This is a genomic window from Flavobacterium sp. CG_23.5 (assembly GCF_017875765.1).
Taxonomy (GTDB): Bacteria; Bacteroidota; Bacteroidia; order Flavobacteriales; family Flavobacteriaceae; genus Flavobacterium.
The window spans coordinates 1,858,863-1,878,612 of record NZ_JAGGNA010000001.1; the positions used below are offsets into that span (position 1 = coordinate 1,858,863).

The following is a 19,750-nucleotide window of genomic DNA, read 5'->3' on the forward strand; positions in this document are numbered from 1 at the left end:
AAGCCTTGGGATTTCATAAATTTAAATGCTCAATCACTTAAATCTAAATTCAGCAATCGTTACTCTACAATCTTAAATCATTTTACGCATTTAATACTTTTTCTTGGTGGCCAATACTTTCCTGGTGAATCGCCTTAAACATTTTAAGCACAAACTCTTCTGTCAAGCCTTTTTTCTCGCCTTCAAGAATCATTTTTCCAAGAATTTCATTCCAACGCGTATTTTGAAGAATTGCAACGTTAGCGTCTTTTTTTACTTGACCTATTTCATCTGCTACTTTCATACGTTTTCCTAGCAAGTCTAATAAATTCTCATCCAAGATGTCAATATTCGTTCTCAATTTCGTCATTTTTTGAGTAAATTCTTCCGATGCATCATTTTGCTTTCTTACTTTCAAATCAATAAAAATTTGTTTCAAAGCCGTTGGCGTCACTTGTTGCGCTGCATCACTCCATGCATTGTCTGGGTCATAATGAGTTTCTATAATCATACCGTCATAATTCAAATCCAACGCTTCTTGCGTCACTTCGAGAATCATTTTGCGATCTCCCGTAATATGAGACGGATCAATTATAAGAGGTAAATCAGGGAATTTATTTTGCAATTCGATAGGAATCTGCCATTCTGGAATGTTTCTGTATTTTGTTTTCTCATAAGTAGAAAAACCTCTGTGAATTACTCCCAGTTTTTCAATTCCTGCATTGTATAAACGCTCCACTCCGCCTAACCACAGAGATAAATCTGGGTTTACTGGGTTTTTTACCAAGACAATTTTTTTTGTTCCTGCCAAAGCATCTGCAATTTCTTGCATAGCAAATGGATTTACAGTCGTTCTGGCTCCAATCCATAACACATCCAGATCATATTCTAACGCTAATTTTACGTGAGCAGCATTCGCCACTTCCGTTCCCATTAGCAATCCAGTTTCTTCTTTTGCTTTTTTAAGCCATTTCAAGCCTATCTCCCCAACACCTTCAAATCCTCCCGGACGCGTTCTTGGTTTCCAAATTCCTGCTCTAAAAATACTTACATCAGAATCTTTCAATTCATGTGCAATTTTCAATACTTGTTCTTCAGTTTCAGCACTACAAGGTCCTGCTATCACTAATGGATGAGTCAAATTGAATTCATTCAACCAATTTCTCATTTCTTTCTTGTTTTCCATCTTTTCTAAATTTTATTTTTTTTTAGTTTTTAGTTATTTTTAAACAACGGGATTGGCTATTTTTTCACGTTCATTCCGTTTAATATTTCCTTTATTTTATTCACACTCTGCATTTCATCGTAAATCGCATCGTAATCTTCCTTTTCTAACAGTTCTTTAAACTTTGATAAATTAGAAATGTATTCATCCAATGTTTTTACCACTTGCTTCCTGTTTTGTTTAAAAATAGGCGTCCACATTGCTGGGGAACTTTTGGCGAGACGAACCGTACTTTCAAAACCGGAACCCGCCATATCAAAAATATCCTGTTCATCTTTCTCCTTATTAATCACCGTTTTTCCCAACATAAAAGCACTAATGTGAGACAAATGCGACACATAAGCAATATGTTTATCATGCGATTTTGGGTCCATATAACGGATTCTCATTCCCATTGCCTTAAACAAATCCAAAGCTCTTTCCTGTAATTTGAATGTCGTTTTTTCTACTTCACAAATAATATTCGTTTTCCCTTTAAACAATCCTTTTATCGCTGCCGAAGGTCCTGAAAACTCGGTTCCAGCAATAGGATGCGTGGCAATAAAATTGCGCCTTTTAGGATGATTGGCCACTGCTTCGCAAATGGGCATTTTAGTAGAACCCACTTCAAAAACAATCGTATGATCACCAATAACATCCAACACTTTTGGCAAAACCGTCAATGCAACATCAACAGGAACCGAAACGATTACAAAATCGGCATCGATTAAATCATCAAAAGTTGCGCCAGCATCAACAACTCCGAGTGCAATTGCTTCCTCCAAATGAATTTCATTGTTATCAATCCCATAAATTTTGGCTTCCGGATGCAGGGTCTTGATGTCCAACACCATCGAACCGCCTATCAATCCTATTCCTATTACATAAACATTAGTCATAAAGTCTTAAAGTTATAAAGTCGAAAGTCACCATGACCTCCAAATTCGTAATTCATAATTATTAATTTGTAATTCTCAAAATCGCTTCCTGCACTTTTTCCTCATTTACACACAATGCAAATCGAATATATCCTTCTCCATTAGAACCAAAAATGGTTCCCGGCGTAATGAAAATCGATTTGTCATATAAAATATCATTAATAAAATTCTCTGCCGATGTGATTCCGTCCGGTAATTTTGCCCAAACAAATAATCCAACACCTTCCTTGTACACTTTACAACCCAATTTCTCTGCCAATTGTTCGGTAAGAATTCTGCGTTTTCTATAAATTGCATTCATCGATTCAAACCATGACTTCTCGCTTTTCAAAGCTTCAATTGCCCCTTTTTGAATCCCGTAAAACATTCCGCTGTCCATGTTGCTTTTTACTTTTAGTACCGCATCTATACAGGCTGCATTTCCTAAAACCATTCCCACTCTCCAGCCTGCCATGTTAAAAGTCTTGCTCAAAGAATTCAATTCCAAAGCTACGTCTTTAGCTCCTTCCACTTGCAACAAACTCATTGGATTGTCATTCAAAACAAAACTATACGGATTGTCATTTACTAACAAAATGTTATGCTTTTTGGCGAAAGCCACTAATCTTGAAAACAATTCCAAACTTCCGCTCGCTCCTGTTGGCATGTGCGGATAACCAATCCACATGATTTTAACTTTCGATAAATCCAGTTTTTCCAAAGCTTCAAAATCCGGTTCCCAGTTATTATTTTCTTTTAAGTCATAAAAAACTGGAACTGCTCCTACTAAATTAGTAACCGAAGTATACGTTGGATATCCTGGATTTGGAATCAGCACCTGATCTTCTTCATTCAAAAAAGCCAATGAAATATGCATAATTCCTTCTTTGGAACCCATCAAAGGCAAAATTTCGCTCGCTGGATTCAACGCTACTTGAAAGTTGTTCTGATAAAAATCAGCCATACCTTGTCGTAATTCCGGCAATCCTTGATAACTCTGATATTGATGTGCATTTTCATCTTGCATTGCTAAAACTACTGCATCAATAACAGCTTGTGACGGCTTTAAATCCGGACTTCCAATTCCCATATTGATAATTGGCTTTCCTTCAGAGGCCAATTGTCTTACTTCTCTCAATTTTGAGGAGAAATAGTATTCTTCAATTATATCTAGACGTTTCGCTGTAGTAATCATGCTATTAAATATTTCTCTTTTCAGAGCTTTTTATTATTTTATTATTTTGACTTTCGACCTTTAACTTTCGACTTTTAGACTAATTAAGGCTTTGTATTTTTATATTCGCCTAGTACTTTGAAGTATTCTGCCATAATGGTCAATAATGCTTTTGCCTTGGCATAATCTTCGTATTTTTCGAAAGTAACATCCACAAAAAAGGAATATTTCCAAGGTGTTTCTATTTTTGGTAGCGATTGTATTTTGGTTAGATTCAATTTACAATCACTCATTACATTCAAAACCGCTGCTAAGCTACCACGTTTGTGATCCAATTCAAATTTGATGGAAGCTCTGTTTATTTCATTTTTAGAAACAAAATTATCCGCTTTATTAATGATCACAAATCGTGTCATATTATTATTAATCGTCTGAATTTCTGGCGCCAAAATTTCTAATTCATACATTTCAGAAGCCGTTTTACTTGCAATTGCAGCAATTCCTTTCAACTGATTTTGATGTATTCTTCGAGCCGTTTCAGCAGTATCTTTATCTTCGACTAATTTTATGTCCGGATACTTTTTCAGAAACTCCATACATTGCAATAACGCCATCGGATGGGAATGTACTTCCAGAATATCTTCTATTTTCTGCCCTTTTAAAGCCATTAAATTTTGATGAATATCTAAATAATGCTCTCCTATAATGTGTAAATTGTTTTTATCAATCAAGGCATAATTCGGAATAATTGGCCCCGCAATAGAATTTTCTATCGCCATAACCGCCTGATCTGATTTCCCTGAAAGCAAGCTATCTACTAATTCTTCAAAAGACAAACACTCCTCTACCTCAACATTTTGATAGTAATAATCCTGTGCCACCTGATGATGAAAAGAGCCTTTTATACCTTGTATTGCAATTTTTGTACTCATATTCTAAACTTTTAAGCAAAAAAAAATCCTGATTTTCATCAGGATTGTATATTAGTTTTATTTGTTTGTTTTTTTCAAATAACCATAGCACAATCCCTTACTTCCTAAAGAAGAAATAATAAGTGTTGCTAAAATAAAAACGGTTATTAGACATTGTAGGTAGTGTGTTATTTTTAATAATTATGATACAAATGTAGCCCTTATTTCAAACCGACCCAAAAAAAAATATTGTTTTATGCAACAAAAAAAGAATTCTTTGTTAAACAACCTTTTTATTATCAAATACTTAAATAAATGATTTTAATTTAGGGTTTATTACAGATTTCAAAATGACTTTTGAGTTAATTTCGATTCAAAAAAATATTTAAGCGGCTATTTTAACCGAAAGCCATTTTTTCCCTTCCGCAATTCGGGTAATCAGCATCGAGGAAACAACATCGCCATTGGCATTTAATAAAGTGGCCATAGGATCCACTAAAGTCCCCACAATCATAGCAGCCGGTAATGCTTGCTCCATCGGAAAACCATAAATAGTAATTGCCAAAATCTCCCCTATATAACCACCATTTGGAATTCCACCTTCAACCACCGAAACGATTACTGTAATCCCTAATGCTAACAACAAAGTGTGTGGATCCGTAAAATCTTTGCCAAACATGGCAAAAATAACCGCAATCTTTATAACGGATGACATACTAGATCCGTCTTTATGCAGAGGTGCTCCTAATGGTATAGCAATATTGCGAATATGTGCCGGTATATTCATTTTCTCTGCAGCTTCTAAATTGGCAGGAATAGTCGCGATACTGCTGCACGTTCCCAAAGCCGTTAAGGCAGGTGTGATATTATTTCCCCAAAAGACTTTTAGTGCCTTTGTTCCTCCCGCTATAAAAGCATAAAAACTAAAAAACACGACAAAATAGAAAGCACAAACCGCATAATAAAGTCCCAAAGGTTTAGCATAAGCTCCAAATAATTGTGGCCCAAATATGCCCACCTGATATGCAAAGTAAGCTCCTAATCCTATTGGAGCGGTTTTCATTATCAGATGCAGCAAGTGTTTCATTACTTCGTTTCCAGAATTTAAAAAATCTCTAAAACTGGCTCCTTTTTCACCCGAACGTAAACTCGCAAATCCTATTAAGAAGGAAAATATAATTAAAGCTAACATACTTTTTCGAGAAAGCAATTCATAAAAATCACCTGCAGTAAGCAATTGGGTAATTTGCGATCCTGCATTACCACTTTGAATACTTTCCAATGGTATCTTTGAAATGATAATATCTTGATGAATCGGAAAAAGCAATACTCCGATAATCATTAATATTGCCGAAACAAGTACGGTACTTAAAAAGACGCCGATAACAATCACAAATAGTTTTCCTAATTTCTCAGATTTTTCTAAGCTGGCAATCGAAGAGGCGATGGTGAAAAAAATCAACGGTATTATTGCTGTAAATAGTAAATTCAAAAATATATCACCTAATGGTTTGATGATTTCTACATCTTTTCCAAAAACTAATCCTAATATACTTCCGGCTATAATTCCGCATAGTAACCAAATGATGCTGCTGTATGTTTTAAACAAACTACTTGATTTACCGTTTTGTTGATTCATGTTTTCTAATTTTTTATAAATATATAAATCTAATGAGATAAATAACTTTTAAAATAAAAAAACACTCGAATACCAAGTGCTTTTTTAAAAATTCATTCCATATATATATTAAAAATTTTTTGAAATTCCTGCGTTAAATGATTGCCCAAAATTAAATTCAAATATTTTTGTTTTTTGAGGATTATCAGATGTATTTTGAGCAGTAGTTTTATTAGAATTATATCCCAATCCTCCAAAACCAAAGTTCAATCCAAAACCTTTCTTAATGTTAATTTGCAATGCTGGAGTAATACCAATACCAAATCCGCTTGATTTTACAGTACTAGTTGAGATACTGCTATTATATCTTGTACTACCAAAATTATAACTTGTTACTAAATCCGCATAAACTGCAAAAGTATCATTTAATGGTTTGGCATATCGAACAAAAGGACCTACACTATAATAATTTGATAAATTATCAGCTGAACTCGATCCATTATTAGTTGAACTCGATTCTCCATTTAAGAATGTAGCACTCGATTGAATCCCAACTGTCCAATTATCATTATATTGGTACCCAACCTTTGGTGAAATGCCAAAAATATTTTGTTTAGCTTCACTTTCTGAAGTATTTATTTTTTGCGAGCTAAACCCAACATTTCCAGCTACCAAAACTGTGCCTTTTTGGGCACTTGCAAAACTAATTGAAGCTAACGCTAAAACAATCATCATTTTTTTCATAAATTTTTTATTTAAATTTAATGTTTATTTAACAATAATAATGCCACAATTTATCTTGCGGATTTTTAATGCTTTTATCAAAATGAGATTATTTCAAAAAACAAAAATTTAGCATTCAAAGATTATTCTGTTTACTTTTGTAACAAATAATACGTCATGTCAATAGAAGTAAATAATATATCAAAAAGTTACGGTGCTCAAAAGGCATTGGATAACATTTCGTTTTCTATAAAAAAAGGGGAAATCGTTGGTTTCTTGGGTCCAAATGGAGCCGGAAAATCTACTTTGATGAAAATATTGACCACTTATATCAATGCTGATGAAGGTTCCGCAATGGTAAATGGACATGATGTAAACACCAACCAAAAGGCAGTACAACTTTCGATTGGTTATCTTCCGGAACACAATCCGTTGTATTTGGATTTATATGTGAGGGAATATTTAGCTTTTAATGCTGATGTGTATAAAGTAGCCAAATCCCGAATAGACGAAGTGATTCAACTAACGGGTTTAACCACCGAAAGCCATAAAAAAATAGGACAATTGTCTAAAGGATACCGTCAGCGTGTAGGTCTTGCCAACGCATTATTACACAATCCAGATGTTTTGATTCTAGACGAACCAACAACAGGTTTAGATCCGAACCAATTGATTGAAATACGTAATGTCATCAAAAACGCAGGTAAAGACAAAACCGTTTTCCTTTCCACACACATTATGCAGGAAGTGGAAGCCATTTGTGATCGAGTTATAATCATCAACAACGGAAAAATTGTAGCCGATAAAAAACTGGATAACTTAATTTCCGCCGACAAAGAACAAATTATCGAAGTAGAATTTGATTATAAAATCGAAGAACAAGCTATTGCTAAGATCCCACATTTAAAATCTTTCAAAAACACCCACGATTTCTCTTGGGAATTAACCTTTTTATCTGATAAAGATATGCGGCCTGCCGTTTTTGATTTTGCTCATGATAATGGTTTGAAAACACTACAACTGAATCAGAAAAATAAAAATCTGGAAGCTGTTTTTAGAGAAATAACAAAAAAATAGATATTTATCCCTGTCTATAAATTTCTACTTTTCCTTTTGAAAGCCTTTGTTGCAGCCACAAAACCAATTTTTTCTTCGAACTCTTAGAAAGTTCTTTTTTACTTATATAAACCATCACGGGAACTACTTTCGCCGTGGTGCTATTTTCATCATATACGTGATTTGATATCGAAAGATTTTCAATCTCCGGAAAAATAATTTTGGTTTCTGCCAATATTGCTTTATTATCGTAACTATTTTTCTTTATTAGCTTCTCCAAGTTAGCAATTTTCACGTCTTTTTCATTCAAAATAGATTTCTCAAAATTTATTTGGTTTGAAATATATTTTTTGATGTCAGTTGTATCCTGTCTTATTTTCAATTCCGTACTTTCAATACCGTACGTTTTTAATCTTTGGTTCAGTATTTTCAATTCATCCTTACTGGTTTTTTTGGTTAAAAAAACTAGTTCTATTCTTTTTGGAATAATGTTCGTTTTAATTTTTTTATATAGGATTGTATATCCTTTACTTGTAAATTCATCGTTTATAAAAGCTTCAACTTTTTGATTAAATTTCCGTTGTTCAATTAACACATATGCAAAGTAAATACTAGGAATAATTAATACCACAATTATTGCGGTCATTGCAAATCTAACACGTTTTTCACGCTTCTCATCTACTTGTTTCGCTTGTGGATATTTCAAATATTTCACAATAAAAAAAGTAGCAATACAGATAAACACACAGTTGATAGTATATAAATAAATGGCTCCAAAAAAGAAACTAAAATTTCCTATGGCTAAACCATATCCAGCCGTACATAAAGGTGGCATTAAAGCTGTGGCAATGGCGACACCTGGAATTGGATTTCCCTTTTCAACTCTTGTTATGGCGATAACTCCAACGAGTCCACCGAAAAAGGCAATAAAAATATCATAAATATTAGGAGAAGTCCGAGACAACAATTCAGATTGCGTATCCTTGAATGGACTTAAATAAAAGTAAATAGTTGAAACAAATAATCCGACAATCGTTGCAATTAAAAGATTTTTTAATGCTTTTTTCAAGAGTTCAAAGTCATATATTCCCAGGCCAAAACCTGCACCAACAATAGGCCCCATTAAAGGAGAAATGAGCATCGCTCCAATTACTACAGCCGTTGAATTCAAATTCAACCCAACCGATGCGATTACAATTGCACATGCCAAAATCCAAAAATTAGCACCTCGAAAAGAAATATTACCTTTTACATTTTCTAATACTTTTTGCCTGTCCTCTTCTCCAGAATAAAGATTTATAAAATCTAAAATTTTGTATAGAATACCTTTCATAGATGTAGGCTGTATTATTTAGTTTAAAACCAAAGGCAAATAAAGTTCTGTGATTTACGGCAGTAAATCTAGACAAATTAATTGTTATTTTTCTTTATACTTAAGAGAATACAATTAATTTACTAAATCTTACTTCCTACAAAAATAGACATTATATGATTTAATACCCCATTCTTAATTTAAAAATACCTGCCACATTAATTTTAATTTTGTTAATACACCAAGGTTTAAAAAAACTACAAATCAATCAAAAAAAATTGCGGAAGCTGTTTTTAGGAAAATCAAGAAGGACTATTCTTTTTTTAGATAAAAAAACTCGTTTAAAAAATAAATTAAACGAGCTTTTTTAGTAGTTTAAAATCTTCGAAATTTAGAAAACCTTACTAGCAATTTGTCGAATATTTTCTGATTTTCCCATTGAATAATAATGCAAAACAGGAACGCCTGCTGCTTTCAATTCTAAAGATTGTTGAATCGCCCATTCGATACCAACTTGTCTGATGTCATTATTATTTTTGCATTGACTAACGGCATGAATCAAGTCTTCAGGCAAATCGATTCGGAAAATTTGTGGCAATACTTGTAAGTGCCTTTGCACAGCAATTGGTTTAATACCCGGAATAATAGGAACGGTAATACCCATTTCTCTGGCTTTGGCAACAAACTCAAAGTATTTTGCATTATCAAAGAACATTTGGGTTACCACATAATCAGCACCTGCATCTACCTTTTCTTTCAATCGTTTCAAATCTGAAATTAAGGAGGGCGATTCTAAATGTTTTTCTGGATAACCAGCAACTCCAATACAAAAATTGGCTTTGTTATCAACATCCATTACTTCGTGCAAATATTTCCCCTGATTCAATAAATTGATTTGTTTAACCAAATCAACGGCGAAATCATTCCCGCCATGTTTTGGCATAAAATACTGTTCATCCTTCATCGCGTCACCGCGCAATGCCATCACATTATCAATTCCCAAATAATGACAATCGACCAATAAATACTCGGTTTCTTCTTTCGTAAATCCACCGCAAAGCACGTGAGGAATGGTATCTACATTATATTTGTGTTTTATGGAAGCACAAATCCCTAGAGTCCCAGGACGCATTCTTGTTAGTTTTTTGTCTAACAATCCGTTGCCTTTATCTACATAAATATACTCTTCGCGAGAAGTGGTTACGTCTATAAAAGGTGGTTTAAACTCCATCAACGGATCAATATTATCGTATAATTCCTGAATGCTTTTCCCTTTTTGAGGTGGGATAATTTCAAAGGAGAATAATGTCTCTCCATTTGCGCCTTCGATATGTTGTGTTACTTTCATTCTTTTTTTGTTTAAAGTTTAAAGTTTAAGGTTTAAAGTTTCTTTCGAACAACTTTAAACCTTAAACCTTAAACATTTTTTTAATCTGCAATATTTGGATTCAGCCATTTCATCGCCACTTCGGTGGAAACGCTTCTGCGTTTGGCGTAATCGATAACTTGGTCTTCTTTTATTTTTCCAAGTCCGAAGTACTTACTTTCCGGATTTCCAAAATAATATCCAGAAACCGATGAAGCGGGCCACATGGCCATACTTTCGGTTAAAGTCACTCCTATTTCTTCTTCCACATTTAGTAATTTCCAGATTGTAGGTTTTTCTAAATGGTCGGGACAAGCCGGATAACCTGGCGCCGGACGAATACCTTTGTAGGTTTCAGCAATCATGTCTTCGGTGCTCAAGGCTTCATCAGCCGAGTAACCCCAAATTTCTTTACGGATTTTTTCGTGGAGATATTCGGCGAAAGCTTCCGCAAAACGGTCTGCCAACGCTTTGACCATTATTGAATTATAATCGTCTAAATCTCTCTCAAATTCTGCTGCCCATTCATCAACACCAAAACCGGTCGTTACACAAAACGCCCCCATGTAATCGGTTTTACCAGAATCTTTTGGAGCAATAAAATCAGACAAAGCGATGTTTGGAGCGCCTTTTGTTTTTTGGGATTGCTGACGCAAAGTCAAGAATTTATCCAACACTTTTCCACTTTCGTCTCTCAATTCAATATCATCATCATTAACTTGGTTGGCTGGGAAAATTCCATAAATTCCTTTGGCTGTCAGTTTCTTTTCTTTTAAAATAATAGCTAACATTTCCTGTGCATCTGCAAAAACGGAAGTAGCCTGTTCACCAACAACATTATCTGTTAAAATTGCCGGGTATTTTCCGAACAATTCCCAAGTTCTAAAAAACGGCGTCCAGTCAATATACGGAACCAAAACATCCAAATCAACTTCAATGGTTTTTGTTCCAATAAAATTAGGCTTCATTGGGCTATAATTATCCCAATTCAATTGCAATTTATTTTTCCGAGCTTGCTCAATCGTCAAGAAATTTTTATCTCGCGAACGATTCAAAAATGTCTCTCTAAAAGCATCATATTCCGCTCGTATATCGCTTGCGTATATTTTTTTATCTTTATTTAGTAAATTTCCAGCAACCGTAACGGCTCTCGAAGCATCGTTGACGTGAATAACTGTTTCTCTATATTGCGGTGCAATTTTCACGGCAGTATGCGCTCGTGAAGTAGTAGCCCCACCAATCATAACAGGAATTTTTATGTTTCTTTTGTCTAATTCCTTAGCCAAATAAACCATTTCATCAAGCGAAGGGGTTATCAATCCGCTTAATCCAATAATATCAACGTTGTGTTCTATGGCCGCAGCGATAATTTTCTCTGGAGCAACCATTACACCCAAATCGATGATTTCGTAATTATTGCAAGCCAAAACAACCGAAACAATATTTTTTCCAATATCGTGCACATCTCCTTTTACAGTCGCCATTAAGATACGACCAGCAAAACTCGAAACACCATCCTTTTCCGCTTCGATAAACGGCAATAAATAAGCTACCGCTTTTTTCATTACGCGGGCAGATTTTACCACTTGCGGCAAAAACATTTTCCCCGAACCAAATAAATCCCCAACGACATTCATCCCCGCCATTAAGTTGATTTCGATTACTTCGATTGGTTTTGCAGCTGCCTGTCTGGCTTCTTCAACATCAATTTCTATAAATTCATCAACTCCTTTTACTAGCGAATGGGTAAGCCTTTCCTGAATAGTTCCCGAGCGCCACTCCTGAACTGCTTTTTCATTGCTTTTGGTATCCCCTTTTACATTTTCGGCAAAGTCCAACAATCTTTCGGTTGCATCCTCTCTTCTGTTTAGAATTACATCTTCAACGCGCTCTAAAAGATCCTTTGGAATTTCGTCATAAATAGAAAGCATTTCCGGATTCACGATTCCCATAGTCATTCCGTGTTGTATGGCATGATATAAAAAGACCGAGTGCATAGCTTCGCGAACCGTGTCATTTCCTCTAAACGAAAACGAAACGTTACTTACGCCTCCGCTAATATGCGCATGAGGAAGATTTTCTCTAACCCATTTCGTCCCTCTGAAAAAATCCAATGCGTTCAGGCGGTGTTCTTCCATTCCTGTAGCCACTGGAAATATATTCAAATCGAAAATAATATCTTGGGCTGGGAAACCAACTTTGTTTACCAAAATATCATACGAACGTTGGCAAATTTCTATTCTACGTTCATAATTGTCCGCTTGACCTACCTCATCAAAAGCCATTACAATTACTGCAGCACCGTAACGCTTGATCAATTTGGCGTGATGAATGAATTGCTCTTCTCCTTCTTTCAACGAAATAGAATTCACGACACTCTTTCCTTGTACTACTTTTAGACCCGCTTCGATAATATCCCATTTTGAGCTATCAATCATGATTGGAACTCTAGAAATATCCGGTTCAGCTGCGATTAAATTCAGGAATTTTGTCATAGCATATTCGCCATCCAGCATTCCTTCATCCATATTAATATCGATGATTTGTGCGCCACCTTCCACTTGTTCTTTAGCAATACTGAGTGCTTCTTCGTATTTTTCTTCTTTGATTAACCGAAGGAATTTTCTAGAACCAGTCACATTCGTGCGCTCACCAATATTCACAAATACGCTTTCCGGCGTAATGATTAAAGGCTCTAATCCCGATAATACAAGGTTTTTTCTATGTTCTTTGTGTGCCATTTTAATTTGAGTTACTAAGTTCCTAAGTTGCTTAGGTCCTAAGTTATTTTATTATATCATTTGCTCTTTACAAAGCTCTTTTTCAATTTTTTGGGCGTGACCACAAGGGTCGGGCTATTCGCTACAAGTCCTCGTCTCTTCCCAAAAGACGAGACTGTGGGCTTTTCACTGCTATCCCTCACGCAGTTTTGTGATAACAACAATATTATTTGCTTCTTTTTGTCATTCCGATGAACGAAGCAAACTCACTATCTGAATCAACTGATGCGATTTTTTCTCGTTCTACGATCCTGCAAGGTTTCCAAAACCTTGTAGGTATTTTTTTCATTAACCATAATCTCATTTTATACCTACAAGGCTCAAAAAAAACCTCGCAGGAAATATCACTACATCGTGGCCGTTGAAACTCTTGGTTTATACTCCTTTGCGATATCAGCAATCAACTTGATGTGTTCCGGCGTTGTTCCACAACAACCGCCTATGATGTTTACTAAATTATCGTCTAAATATTCTTTGATGAATGCTTGCATTTGTTCCGGTGTTTCATCGTATTCTCCAAAAGCGTTTGGCAATCCTGCATTAGGATGTGCGGATACATTGAACGACGTATTTTGTGACAAAGTATGTAAATACGGTTTTAACAAATCGGCTCCTAAAGCACAATTGAAACCAACACTCAACAAAGGAATATGCGAAACAGAAACTAAAAAAGCTTCTACCGTTTGCCCAGAAAGTGTTCTTCCTGATGCATCCGTAATGGTTCCTGAAACCATGATTGGAATATCGATATTACGTTCGTCTTTGACTTCTTCAATGGCAAAAAGTGCGGCCTTTGCATTTAACGTGTCAAAAATGGTTTCCACCAATAATAAATCACTTCCTCCGTCAATCAATGCTTCTACTTGTTGTTTGTAGGCAATACGTAAATCATCAAAAGTTACGGCTCTGTAACCTGGATCGTTTACATCTGGCGACATGCTTGCTGTTCTGTTTGTTGGCCCTATGGAACCGGCTACAAAACGAGGTTTATCTGGATTTTTCGCTGTGAATTCATCGGCTACTTCACGGGCAATTCGTGCTGATTCGTAGTTCAATTCATAAACCAAATCTTCCAAATGATAATCAGCCATTCCGATGGTGGTTCCTGAGAACGTATTGGTTTCAACGATATCTGCTCCTGCTTCAAAGTAGGCAGCATGTACTGCTTTTATGGCTTGTGGCTGCGTGAGTGACAATAAATCGTTATTTCCTTTTAAGGAATGTGGAAAATCTTTGAAACGTTCGCCCCGGAAATCTTCTTCGGAAAAATTGTAGCGTTGCAACATGGTTCCCATTGCTCCATCGAGTACGAGTATGTTTTTTTTAATGGCTTCATGGATAAGCCCCCTAGCCCCCGAAGGGGGAACTCCTAAACTGTCTTTTGAAATGCTTGACATAACTTTTTATTTCTTGTAAATCTCGACAGGTATCGGGATTCACACTTTTGATTAATAATTACAAAAGTTCACTATTTTAGCTCTTTAGCCCCGATTGCAGTGAAAATCCTTTTATTTTTTTCTTTAAAAAATAAAAGATTGCAACGGAAAGCGGGAACGGTATTGGCAGAAAAAACGCCAATTGTTCGCTCCTGATACTGAAATTAATTCAGTAGGCTAAATATCGATATGTTGTCAAGAAAAGGTTTGAGAAATACTAGTGCGTATTCGTGTGTTATCTATCTTAGATGCTGAAACAAATTCAGCATAAAGTAGAATGTAGCACCTTCTTTAAAGATAAAGGGTTGCTAAGGTTTCATTGGGTCTTTCCCTCCGCCTTTCGTGATAACTTTCAATAAATATATGAACAGTGCAAAGTAAAGACATAGCGCTAACAATTGCAAGTTTTTTTTAAAAGTTTCTAAGGGAGTTTGTTGCAAAACTTTTAAATAAAAAGGTTCTGAATTGCAAGGATTTAAACCAACCTTAGCAACTCAGAACCTTTGTACCTCAGCAACTTTATTACACTATGGCTTTTACTACCGCTTTTGGAGCCTCTTTACGAGTTCCATCGAATCCGTCAACACCGGAAACTGTAGTATATTTCAATACATATTTCTTCCCCGGATTGATAATTTGGTAGGCCGCTTGACACATAATAGTGGCTTCGTGGAATCCGCAAAGGATCAATTTTAATTTTCCTGGATACGTATTTACATCTCCAATGGCAAAAATCCCTGGGATATTAGTTTGATAATCCAAGGCATTGTTTACTTTGATGGCATTTTTTTCGATCTCTAATCCCCAGTTTCCAATAGGTCCTAATTTTGGTGTTAGACCAAAAAGTGGAATGAAATAATCTGTAGGAATTGTGCGGTGTGCGCCATCTTCATCAACAACAACAGATTCTAAATGCTCAGCACCGTTCAACCCAATTACTTCCCCTGGAGTAATCATTTTGATTTTACCTGAATTTTTAAGTTCCTGTACTTTTTCTACAGAATCTAATGCGCCTCTAAACTCATTTCTACGGTGGATCAAAGTCACCTCAGAAGCTACATTAGACAGGAAAATACTCCAGTCTAAAGCAGAATCTCCTCCTCCAGAAATTACAACTTTTTTGTCCCTGAATTTTTCTGGATTTTTAATAAAGTATTTTATCCCTTTATCTTCGTAAAATTCAATATCTTCGATAAGTGGTTTTCGTGGTTCAAAACTTCCTAATCCACCTGCAATTGCTACAACTGAAGCGTGAAATTTCTTCCCTTTATTTGAAGTCACAATAAAACTCCCGTCTTCTTGTTTCTCTATGGTTTCAGCACGTTCACCAAGTGTAAATCCGGGTTCAAATTGCTTGATTTGCTCCATTAAATTATCTACTAAATCCCCAGCCAAAACTTCAGGAAATCCTGGAATATCATAGATCGGTTTTTTAGGATATAATTCAGATAATTGACCACCAGCTTGAGGTAACGCATCCAAAATATGGCATTTTAGCTTCAATAATCCTGCCTCAAAAACGGCAAATAATCCAGTTGGACCTGCTCCTATTATAAGTATATCTGTTTTAATCATTTTTTTATTAATTTATCCTCCCATCTGCCCCCCTTAGTAGGAGTGGGTGACTTTGAGGAAATTTGTTGTTGTTATTCTATTTACTGAATTACTTTTTTATCATGCAAAGTAACTGTGCTTTTTATTATTTTTTACTGACAAATATCATAATTATTCGTTTTAAAAAAAACAGAAATTTGTTATTAAGATTTATTACTATTTATCTTCCGTCTTGTATATTCCTTTCTGTTCCCGCTACGGGCGCTACGGGAATTTTTAACGCTGCTGTAATCTCATTCATTTTATTGACTTTTTCCTCAAAATTTCCTTTCAGCGTCTTGCGATATTCATTCAGGTTTTCGACCATTTTATTGATATCATCCGGAATTATTTCTTCAAAAAACTCGCGTAATCTTTTGGCAGTTGTCGGTGATTTTCCGTTGGTCGAAATAGCGATTTTCACATTTCCTTTGGTTACAATTCCGCCCAAATAATAATCGCACAATGGCGGAGTATCAGCAATATTACAAAGCAAGTATCTTTTTCGAGACAAATCAAATACTCGTTTATTGACTTTCAAATCATCGGTGCAGGCAATGACTATGTGCCGTTTGCGAAGCATCCATCGATTGAACTTTTTATAAGTCAATTTTACTGACGGATATCTTTCGACCAACTCTTCCAATTCTGGCAAAAACTTTGGTGCAACCACCTCAACATTCGCATTTGGACTCGATTTCAATAAGAATGATAACTTTTCTAAACCTACATTTCCCCCACCTACAATAAGTACATTGAGTTGATGTAATTTTAAAAATATTGGATATAACTCATTCCTTTCCATACACTAGTACCTTATTGTGGTTTGATTTCAATTCTTTATAAAAACCTACCCTTTTCTTACTATCGCCGACTACTTCTCCAATGACGATTATCGCTGGAGAACTTAGATTATTCTTTTCCACAACGCTTTGAATTGTATTTATAGTTCCAATTCCTACTTTTTCCTCTGGAGTCGTTCCGTTTTGAATAATTGCAACGGGCATTTCCCCTTTCGATTCTTTTTGGAATAAAGCCACAATTTGATCCAGTTTGCTCATCCCCATCAAAATAACAACTGTTGCAGTTGATTGCGCTGCTAATGCTACATCAGTAGATAATTTTCGTGCAGAAGTCGTACCAGTAATTACCCAAAAACTCTCCGAAACACCTCTTTTTGTCAACGAAATCCCCTGAGAAGCTGGAACTGCAATAGAAGATGAAATTCCAGGGACCACAAATGTAGGAATTCCAAAGCTTTCTACGAATTCTATTTCTTCACTTCCTCTGCCAAAAATAAATGGATCTCCCCCTTTTAATCGAACCACATGACCGTAAGTAAGTGCGTTATCTACAATTAATTGGTTAATTTCATCCTGCGTATAGGCATGACATCCTTTTCTCTTTCCGACAAATATTTTCAATGCTTTTTTAGGAGCATAAGACAATAGTTCTTCATTAGCCAAAGCATCATACAAAACTACATTCGCTTCAGCCAATGCTTTTGCACCTTTGATGGTCAGTAAATCCGGATCACCTGGGCCTGCGCCTACTAAAGTAACTTGAGGTTCTATTTTATTTTTCATCTTTAAGGTCTTTGGCTCTGTACAATTCTATTGTGTCAAAAAATGCAATTGCTTCTTGAATGTATTTTTTAGCGAATTCTTCAGATGGTTCATTTTGCTTAATTTGAAACACTAAATCCTTCAATGTGGATTGCAACGGAATTTTATTTGTTTCAACAAAAACCGTATCAAATAAGTCTATTATTCCAGCTTGATGATTTGTTTTTTGGTTTTCCGAAAGCAACAAAGCTTTAGCACCATTTACAAAACCTGCGTATGAATGATAAATCGCATCCGACCATTTTTCTTCTGCGAAAGCTTCTTCCGCGAAGGTCAGTTTATCTTTGGCTTCCAATAATAAAGTAGCAACCAAATCAATTACTACACCCGCACATTCTCCAACTCCAACTGCTTTTATGTAGTTATCAGCATTTCCCCAGTCAATAAAATCAGCTTCGTTAAGGTTGGTCAAATCAGCTAAAGGTTTTAATAATTCGTAGAAATATTTCTCTCCTTTGGCGTCATAATAATTCAGGAATGATAATCCATTGGCATTAGCCTCAAAATCATTTAAGATAAAACGCAACGCATCAGGTCCTCTTCGGCTAGGGATTTTGATTACTTTATCCGAAAATCTTCCGTTTCCATTTCCTAAATTTCCACCGCCCAATAACACCTGAAGTGCCGGCGCCACTAATTTCCCTGAATTGATAGACATTCCTTGGAAACCAATTTCTGCCATATTGTGTTGTCCACACGCATTCATACAACCACTAATTTTTATAGTGATTTCTTTATTATTGCTGTATTGTGGATATTCAGTTTCTAATACTCTTTCCAGTTCTACTGCAATTCCGGTGCTGCTTGCAATACCCAAATTACAAGTATCGGTTCCCGGACAAGCAGTAATATCCGCAGTGCTATCATATCCTATGGCTACATAATCAAGTTTGGCTAATTCTTGGTAGAAAAATTCCAAATTCTCTTCTTTCACATTGCGGATTAAAATATCCTGACGCAAAGTAAAACGCAATTCGTTAGCTCCATAGTTCTTAATTAACTCAGCCAATAACCTTGCTTTATCAGTATAAAAATCTCCCAATAAAACTTTGATTCCAATGGCTACATATCCTGCCTGTTTCTGCCAAATCACATTTGTTTTTTTCCATTTTTCGAAAGCAACTCTATCTTCAATTATCACTTTTGGGGCTGCCAAAATCGGTTCAGGGATTGGAGCATCAAAATCTGTCGTGTCGATTTCAACCACTTGATTTGACAAGGCAAGTTTCTCTTCATCTACCAACTGTAGAAACTCCTCTCTACCAATATCTTTGATTAAGAATTTCATACGTGCTTTCAACCTTTTGGCTCTTTCACCAAAACGGTCAAATATTCTTAAAACACCTTCTGTTGTTGGAATAATTTGATTCACCGGAATAAATTCCGAAAGTAATTCCGCATGCGCTGGCTGAGAACCTAATCCACCGCCAAGCATTACTTTAAAACCTCTTTCTCCGTTTACAATCTTTGGAATAAATCCTAAATCATGCATATAGCTTAGCGCCGTATCTTTATCTGATGAAGAAAATGATATTTTGAATTTTCTTCCCATTTCCTGACAAACCGGGTTTCTCAATAAAAATTGAAACATAGCATAGGCATAAGGCGAAACATCAAAAGGTTCGACCACGTCGATTCCTGCAGTTTCACTTGCCGTAATATTTCTTACGGTGTTCCCACAGGCTTCTCTCAGCGTAACATCATCTTTCTCTAATTCAGCCCAAAGTTGCGGCGTTCTATCCAAACTTACATAATGAATTTGGATATCCTGACGCGTTGTAATATGCAAACGTCCAGTTGAATATTCATCGGAAACTTTTGCAATACGCAACAATTGCTCGCTGCTTACTTTTCCAAAAGGCAATTTAATACGAATCATTTGAACACCTTCCTGACGTTGTCCGTAAACGCCCCTCGCTAAACGCAGACTTCGGAAACGCTCATCATCAATTTTCCCATCACGGAATAAAGCAATTTTTCTTTCTAAATCGATAATGTCTTTTTGGACAATCGGATCTTCTATTTCGGTTCTAAAACTGTGCATAATATATTAGTT

The 19,750-nt window shown here is 35.6% G+C and carries 15 protein-coding genes and 1 riboswitch; of the genes, 1 reads left to right on the forward strand and 14 read right to left on the reverse strand.

Going from position 1 to position 19,750, the window contains the following annotated elements; genetic code table 11:
• Positions 1 to 82: 82 nt before the first annotated feature.
• From H4V97_RS07975 to H4V97_RS08000, 6 genes are all read right to left on the reverse strand, one after another.
• Positions 83 to 1,165 (reverse strand): bifunctional 3-deoxy-7-phosphoheptulonate synthase/chorismate mutase type II, encoded by a 1,083-nt coding sequence (locus H4V97_RS07975; RefSeq protein ID WP_196849004.1) that lies wholly within the window; start codon positions 1,163 to 1,165, stop codon positions 83 to 85.
• Between the two features lie 56 nt (positions 1,166 to 1,221).
• On the reverse strand, positions 1,222 to 2,082 hold the full coding sequence (locus H4V97_RS07980; RefSeq protein ID WP_209549420.1) for a prephenate dehydrogenase: 861 nt from the start codon (positions 2,080 to 2,082) through the stop codon (positions 1,222 to 1,224).
• 61 nt (positions 2,083 to 2,143) lie between these two features.
• Positions 2,144 to 3,295, reverse strand: coding sequence for an aminotransferase class I/II-fold pyridoxal phosphate-dependent enzyme (locus H4V97_RS07985; protein WP_196849002.1), 1,152 nt, complete (start codon positions 3,293 to 3,295; stop codon positions 2,144 to 2,146).
• 83 nt (positions 3,296 to 3,378) lie between these two features.
• Positions 3,379 to 4,206 (reverse strand): prephenate dehydratase, encoded by an 828-nt coding sequence (locus tag H4V97_RS07990; RefSeq protein WP_196849001.1) that lies wholly within the window; start codon positions 4,204 to 4,206, stop codon positions 3,379 to 3,381.
• A gap of 364 nt (positions 4,207 to 4,570) precedes the next feature.
• The gene (locus tag H4V97_RS07995) at positions 4,571 to 5,824 is read right to left on the reverse strand and encodes a dicarboxylate/amino acid:cation symporter (protein WP_196849000.1); all 1,254 of its coding nucleotides are present in this window, start codon (positions 5,822 to 5,824) and stop codon (positions 4,571 to 4,573) included.
• A 108-nt stretch (positions 5,825 to 5,932) separates the two neighbouring features.
• Positions 5,933 to 6,547 (reverse strand): outer membrane beta-barrel protein, encoded by a 615-nt coding sequence (locus H4V97_RS08000; RefSeq protein WP_196848999.1) that lies wholly within the window; start codon positions 6,545 to 6,547, stop codon positions 5,933 to 5,935.
• 156 nt (positions 6,548 to 6,703) lie between these two features.
• Between H4V97_RS08000 and gldA the strand changes: the two genes are divergently transcribed.
• Complete coding sequence (gene gldA / locus H4V97_RS08005) at positions 6,704 to 7,603, forward strand: gliding motility-associated ABC transporter ATP-binding subunit GldA (RefSeq protein WP_196848998.1); 900 nt, start codon at positions 6,704 to 6,706, stop codon at positions 7,601 to 7,603.
• A 4-nt stretch (positions 7,604 to 7,607) separates the two neighbouring features.
• On the opposite strand, the gene H4V97_RS08010 is transcribed toward gldA, so the two are convergent.
• The 8 genes from H4V97_RS08010 to H4V97_RS08045 all read right to left on the reverse strand — a co-directional run bounded on the left by H4V97_RS08010 (position 7,608) and on the right by H4V97_RS08045 (position 19,738).
• A complete protein-coding gene (locus H4V97_RS08010) occupies positions 7,608 to 8,915 on the reverse strand; it encodes a TIGR00341 family protein (protein WP_196848997.1) in 1,308 nt (435 codons plus the stop codon).
• A gap of 370 nt (positions 8,916 to 9,285) precedes the next feature.
• Positions 9,286 to 10,242 carry a methylenetetrahydrofolate reductase [NAD(P)H] gene (gene metF / locus H4V97_RS08015; RefSeq protein WP_196848996.1) on the reverse strand — a complete coding sequence of 319 codons (957 nt, stop codon included), beginning with the start codon at positions 10,240 to 10,242 and terminating at the stop codon, positions 9,286 to 9,288.
• A gap of 80 nt (positions 10,243 to 10,322) precedes the next feature.
• Positions 10,323 to 13,001, reverse strand: coding sequence for a methionine synthase (gene metH, locus H4V97_RS08020; RefSeq protein ID WP_196848995.1), 2,679 nt, complete (start codon positions 12,999 to 13,001; stop codon positions 10,323 to 10,325).
• Between the two features lie 386 nt (positions 13,002 to 13,387).
• Complete coding sequence (locus H4V97_RS08025) at positions 13,388 to 14,437, reverse strand: homocysteine S-methyltransferase family protein (protein WP_209549421.1); 1,050 nt, start codon at positions 14,435 to 14,437, stop codon at positions 13,388 to 13,390.
• A gap of 271 nt (positions 14,438 to 14,708) precedes the next feature.
• Positions 14,709 to 14,828, reverse strand: a riboswitch (SAM riboswitch).
• A gap of 170 nt (positions 14,829 to 14,998) precedes the next feature.
• Complete coding sequence (locus H4V97_RS08030; RefSeq protein WP_196848993.1) at positions 14,999 to 16,051, reverse strand: NAD(P)/FAD-dependent oxidoreductase; 1,053 nt, start codon at positions 16,049 to 16,051, stop codon at positions 14,999 to 15,001.
• Between the two features lie 199 nt (positions 16,052 to 16,250).
• Positions 16,251 to 16,874, reverse strand: coding sequence for a bifunctional precorrin-2 dehydrogenase/sirohydrochlorin ferrochelatase (locus H4V97_RS08035; protein ID WP_209549422.1), 624 nt, complete (start codon positions 16,872 to 16,874; stop codon positions 16,251 to 16,253).
• Positions 16,861 to 17,655, reverse strand: a complete 795-nt coding sequence (gene cobA, locus H4V97_RS08040; RefSeq protein WP_209549423.1) for a uroporphyrinogen-III C-methyltransferase — start codon at positions 17,653 to 17,655, stop codon at positions 16,861 to 16,863. Before cobA ends, H4V97_RS08035 begins: the two co-directional genes overlap by 14 nt.
• On the reverse strand, positions 17,645 to 19,738 hold the full coding sequence (locus H4V97_RS08045; protein ID WP_209549424.1) for a HEPN domain-containing protein: 2,094 nt from the start codon (positions 19,736 to 19,738) through the stop codon (positions 17,645 to 17,647). Before H4V97_RS08045 ends, cobA begins: the two co-directional genes overlap by 11 nt.
• Between the last annotated feature and the right edge of the window lie 12 nt (positions 19,739 to 19,750).

Coding starts and splice junctions, on each gene's coding strand:
- H4V97_RS08025 (WP_209549421.1), bottom strand. CDS start 14,437: ATGTCAAGCATTTCAAAAGACAGTTTAGGAGTTCCCCCTTCGGGGGCT.
- H4V97_RS07980 (WP_209549420.1), bottom strand. CDS start 2,082: ATGACTAATGTTTATGTAATAGGAATAGGATTGATAGGCGGTTCGATG.
- H4V97_RS08010 (WP_196848997.1), bottom strand. CDS start 8,915: ATGAAAGGTATTCTATACAAAATTTTAGATTTTATAAATCTTTATTCT.
- metH (WP_196848995.1), bottom strand. CDS start 13,001: ATGGCACACAAAGAACATAGAAAAAACCTTGTATTATCGGGATTAGAG.
- H4V97_RS08035 (WP_209549422.1), bottom strand. CDS start 16,874: ATGGAAAGGAATGAGTTATATCCAATATTTTTAAAATTACATCAACTC.
- H4V97_RS08000 (WP_196848999.1), bottom strand. CDS start 6,547: ATGAAAAAAATGATGATTGTTTTAGCGTTAGCTTCAATTAGTTTTGCA.
- H4V97_RS08045 (WP_209549424.1), bottom strand. CDS start 19,738: ATGCACAGTTTTAGAACCGAAATAGAAGATCCGATTGTCCAAAAAGAC.
- metF (WP_196848996.1), bottom strand. CDS start 10,242: ATGAAAGTAACACAACATATCGAAGGCGCAAATGGAGAGACATTATTC.
- H4V97_RS07990 (WP_196849001.1), bottom strand. CDS start 4,206: ATGAGTACAAAAATTGCAATACAAGGTATAAAAGGCTCTTTTCATCAT.
- H4V97_RS07995 (WP_196849000.1), bottom strand. CDS start 5,824: ATGAATCAACAAAACGGTAAATCAAGTAGTTTGTTTAAAACATACAGC.
- cobA (WP_209549423.1), bottom strand. CDS start 17,655: ATGAAAAATAAAATAGAACCTCAAGTTACTTTAGTAGGCGCAGGCCCA.
- H4V97_RS07985 (WP_196849002.1), bottom strand. CDS start 3,295: ATGATTACTACAGCGAAACGTCTAGATATAATTGAAGAATACTATTTC.
- H4V97_RS07975 (WP_196849004.1), bottom strand. CDS start 1,165: ATGGAAAACAAGAAAGAAATGAGAAATTGGTTGAATGAATTCAATTTG.
- gldA (WP_196848998.1), top strand. CDS start 6,704: ATGTCAATAGAAGTAAATAATATATCAAAAAGTTACGGTGCTCAAAAG.
- H4V97_RS08030 (WP_196848993.1), bottom strand. CDS start 16,051: ATGATTAAAACAGATATACTTATAATAGGAGCAGGTCCAACTGGATTA.